This window comes from Quisquiliibacterium sp. (assembly GCF_982640115.1).
This window is the reverse complement of record NZ_CEXFHW010000267.1, coordinates 1-3,654: the sequence shown is the minus strand read 5'-3', so window position 1 is coordinate 3,654 and position 3,654 is coordinate 1. Positions and strand designations below refer to the sequence as shown.

The 3,654-nt window shown below is 73.0% G+C and carries 3 protein-coding genes and 1 pseudogene; 2 read left to right on the top strand and 2 right to left on the bottom strand.

Translation table 11 applies throughout. The annotated features are described in order from the left end of the window. Positions 1-1,182, top strand: a pseudogene (locus tag AC2H6A_RS18620) (peptidase); the annotation flags it as partial. Between the two features lie 62 nt (positions 1,183-1,244). Here the strand turns inward: AC2H6A_RS18620 and AC2H6A_RS18615 are convergent. After that, the gene (locus AC2H6A_RS18615) at positions 1,245-1,487 is read right to left on the bottom strand and encodes a CDGSH iron-sulfur domain-containing protein (protein ID WP_484275214.1); all 243 of its coding nucleotides are present in this window, start codon (positions 1,485-1,487) and stop codon (positions 1,245-1,247) included. Between the two features lie 92 nt (positions 1,488-1,579). Between AC2H6A_RS18615 and AC2H6A_RS18610 the strand changes: the two genes are divergently transcribed. Then, entirely contained in the window at positions 1,580-2,968 is a 1,389-nt protein-coding gene (locus tag AC2H6A_RS18610; protein WP_484275213.1) for an amidase, read from the top strand. Positions 2,969-2,988: 20 nt separating this feature from the next. On the opposite strand, the gene AC2H6A_RS18605 is transcribed toward AC2H6A_RS18610, so the two are convergent. Next, a partial coding sequence (locus AC2H6A_RS18605) for an aminotransferase class III-fold pyridoxal phosphate-dependent enzyme (protein WP_484275212.1) occupies positions 2,989-3,654 on the bottom strand: 666 nt, incomplete at its 5' end.

The following is a 3,654-nucleotide window of genomic DNA, read 5'->3' as shown; positions in this document are numbered from 1 at the left end:
ACCCGCAACCCGGATGGCATCGGGGGCGCGCTGCGCAGGATTGGCGGCTTTTCCACCGATGCGCCAGCAGGCTTCGGCAAGGCCGCGCGACGACGCCCGGGCCTGGGCAGCACGATCGCCCATCGTCATGCCCGCACGCTCTCGCCGCTCTTTCTGGGCGCGGCGAGCGCGCAGTTCATGTCGGGCGCCTTGGCCACCCACCCGCCGCTGACCGACCGGCTGCGCCGGATCTACGGGCGATCGGTGAGCCTGCTGGACGCGCCCGAGCAGCCCGCGCCGAGCGCCGATCAGCCAGCCGCCATGCGCGAGCAGCCCGCATCGATCAGCCCGCTCGCCCCCCTGCAAGGCAATGTCTCGGCGGTGCCGTCATCGATCGGCCACGCGCTCGCGCCAGCCGATGCGAAAACCTATGTCGAATCGTGGCGGGAACGCATCCAGACCCTGGGGCTGGACGCCGCGCTGAGGGATGCCTCGCAGGCGCGTCTGCTGACCCTGGCGATGCTGCTCGACAAGGGCGCCACGGTGGCTCTGGCACAACGCCAGATCGTGATCGACGCCCTGGGCGCAAACGCCGGCGATACGCTGAGCGGGCTGCACGCCGCCGTGGGAACCCTGCCACCTGGCGGACGGCTGCCCCTGCTCGACCTCGCGATGCCTGCACTCCAGCAGTTGTCGGTGGCCGAGTCCGACACGCTGCTGCGAACGGCCAACGCGCTGATCGCCGCCGACGGGCGCGTGAGCCTGCCCGAGTTCCTGCTCCTGACCACGCTGCGGCGCCGGATCGGCAGCGCGGCGCGGGCACGCACGCGCCCGATCTACCGCGCGCTGCGCGAGTTGCCCGGCGAAGCCGAGCTGATCCTGTCGCTGATCGCGCATCTGCGCAGTTCGCGCCCGGCGAGCGAGGCCTTCGCAGCCGGCACGGTCTTTCTGGATGGGATGGCGCCCGCGCTCCAGCCACGGGAAGCGCTCAAACCGGCAGCCCTCGCGCCTGCGCTGGATCGTCTCGGCCAGCTGATGCCGCTGGACAAGCCGGCTCTGATCAAGGCCTGCGCGGCCGCCGCCTGGGATGCCGGCAGCCCGCAGGTCGACTGGCGGGCGGCGAGCGCGCTGCGCACCCTGAGCGCCGCCCTGGATGCGCCGATGCCGCCCATGACGCAGGCCGCGATCGACTCGGTGCACTGAGCCACGGCAAGACGCGCCGGGCCCCGGCCGAGGCCCCGCGCCCTGGACCCGGCTGGCAGGCGTTACAGCGCCTTGTGCGCCCCGTCGCAAAGCGCGCCCCGGCCGCTCTGCTTGCAGCCGCAGAACCAGACCTTGCCGTCCTGCTCGGCCTTGTAGGGCACCGGCGTGATGGCGGTGTCCTTGTGCGAGCCGTCGCAGAAGGGCTGGCGGGCGCTCTTGCCGCAGGCGCACCACCAGTAGGTCTTGCCGGCCTCGACCTCGACCGGGTAGGGGGCCTTCTGCGCGACGACGGTTCCGGGTTTCATGAATGACTCCTGCGGGATGGGGGCCGGCGCGGGCTGCGCCGCTCTCCAGACGGCATGATAGAGGCACAGCCCACCACCGACCGGAGAACCCGATGGACATCGCCTGGCAGAGCCTCACCCAGCTCAAGGCCGCGCTCGACGCCGGCCAGCTCAGCGCGCAGGAGATCACCGAGCATCTGCTGGCCCGCATCGCCCGACTCGACCCCGAGCTGCATGCCTTCGTGTCGGTGGACGCCGAGGCAGCCCGGGCACTGGCGCGCGCCGCCGACCAGGCCCGCGCCGCCGGCCTGCCCCGCCCGCCCCTGCACGGCCTGCCGGTGGTGCTCAAGGACCTGCTCGATATCGAGGGCAGGGTCTGCACGCTGGGTTCGCGCCGCAACCTGCAGCGGGTGGCTGGCGTCACCGCAGCCACCGTGGAGCGCCTGCTCGCCGCCGGCATGGTGCCGCTCGGCAAGGTCCACATGACCGAGTTCGCCTTCGGCGGCTGGGGCACCAACCCGCTGATGGGCACCCCGCGCAACCCCTGGGACCGTGGGGTGCACCGGGTGCCGGGCGGCTCCTCCAGCGGCACCGGCGTGGCAGTCGCCGCGGGATTTGCGCCGGCGGGCATCGGCAGCGACACCGGCGGGTCGGTGCGGATTCCCTGCGCCTTCAACGGCCTGACCGGCCTGAAGGTCACCCACGGCCGCATCAGCCTGCACGGCACCGGGCTGCTCAGCTGGACCCTGGACACCATCGGCCCGATGGCCCGCACCGTGGCCGACTGCGCGCTGCTGCTCGACGCGCTGGCCGGGCCCGACCCTCGCGACCCGACCACGCTCGCGCAACCGCTGGAGCGATTCGCCCGCGATCCGCGCAGCGTGCGCGGCCTGCGCCTGGCGCTGCCGGATGCCGGCCAGTTGCCCTCCCTGATGGATGCGGGCGTCACCGCCGCCTGGCAGGCCGCGGCGCGCCGCTTCGAGTCGCTGGGGGTGCAGGTGATGCCGGCCCGCCTGCCCGACTGGTTTTTCGAGCTTGCGCCGGCCGCCGGCCGGATCATCGCCTCGGAGGCCTACGCCCTGCACGGCAGCTATGTGAAAGACCCGGCTGTGCCGCTGGGCGACGCGGTGCGCGGCCGCATCCGCCAGGCCGAGGCCTTCGGGCCGGGCGACTATCCGCAGGCCCTGCGCGACATGGCCGCGCGCCGGCGCGAGTTCGCCGACTGGTTCGAGGCCTACGACGCCCTCCTGCTGCCGAGCGTGCCGATCCCGGCGATTCCGGTGGCCGAGGTGGACGAGGCCTCACCGGCGCCCGGCATCCTGACCCGGCCTGCCAACTACCTCGGGCTGTGTGCGCTGTCGCAGCCGGCAGGGCTGGTGCGCGGCCTGCCGGTGGGCGTGCAGATCATCGGCAAGCCCTTCGACGAGCGCACCGTGCTCGGGCTGGGTCAGGCCAGCGAGAGCGCGGGCGGCAGCGAGTTGCCGCGACCGGCGCTCGACTGAGGGCGCGCCGGAGCGCCTGCTCAGGCCACCGCGGCGAGGCTGCGGCGGGCGGCGGCCAGGGTGGCCTCGATGTCGGCGTCGGAGTGCGCGCCCGAGAAGAAGAAGGCCTCCACCGGCGAGGGCGGCAGGTACACGCCCTCGTCGAGCATGAGGTGATAGAAGCGCTTGAAGCGCTCGACATCCTGGGCCTGGACCTGCGCGAAGCTGGTGGGCGGGCTGGCCAGCATGTAGCAACCGGCCATCGCGCCGATCGACTGCGCGCAGAAGGCCACACCGGTGTCGCGGGCCGCCTGGTTCATGCCCTCGACCAGCCGGGCGCAGCGCGCCGAGACCGTGTCGAACCAGCCCGGCGCCGAGATGATGTCGAGCGTGGCCAGGCCCGCGGCCATGGCGATGGGATTGCCCGACAGCGTGCCGGCCTGATACACCGGGCCGAGCGGGGCCATGAGATCCATGACCTTCGCCGAGCCGCCGATGGCGCCCACCGGCATGCCGCCACCGATCACCTTGCCGAAGGCCGACATGTCGGGCACCACGCCGAGCACCTGCTGCGCGCCGCCCAGTGACACCCGGAAGCCGGTCATCACCTCGTCGAAGATCAGGAGCGCGCCGTACCGGGTGCAGAGCTCGCGCAGGCCCTGGTGGAAGCCCGGCGCCGGCAGGATCAGGTTCATGTTGCCGGCCAC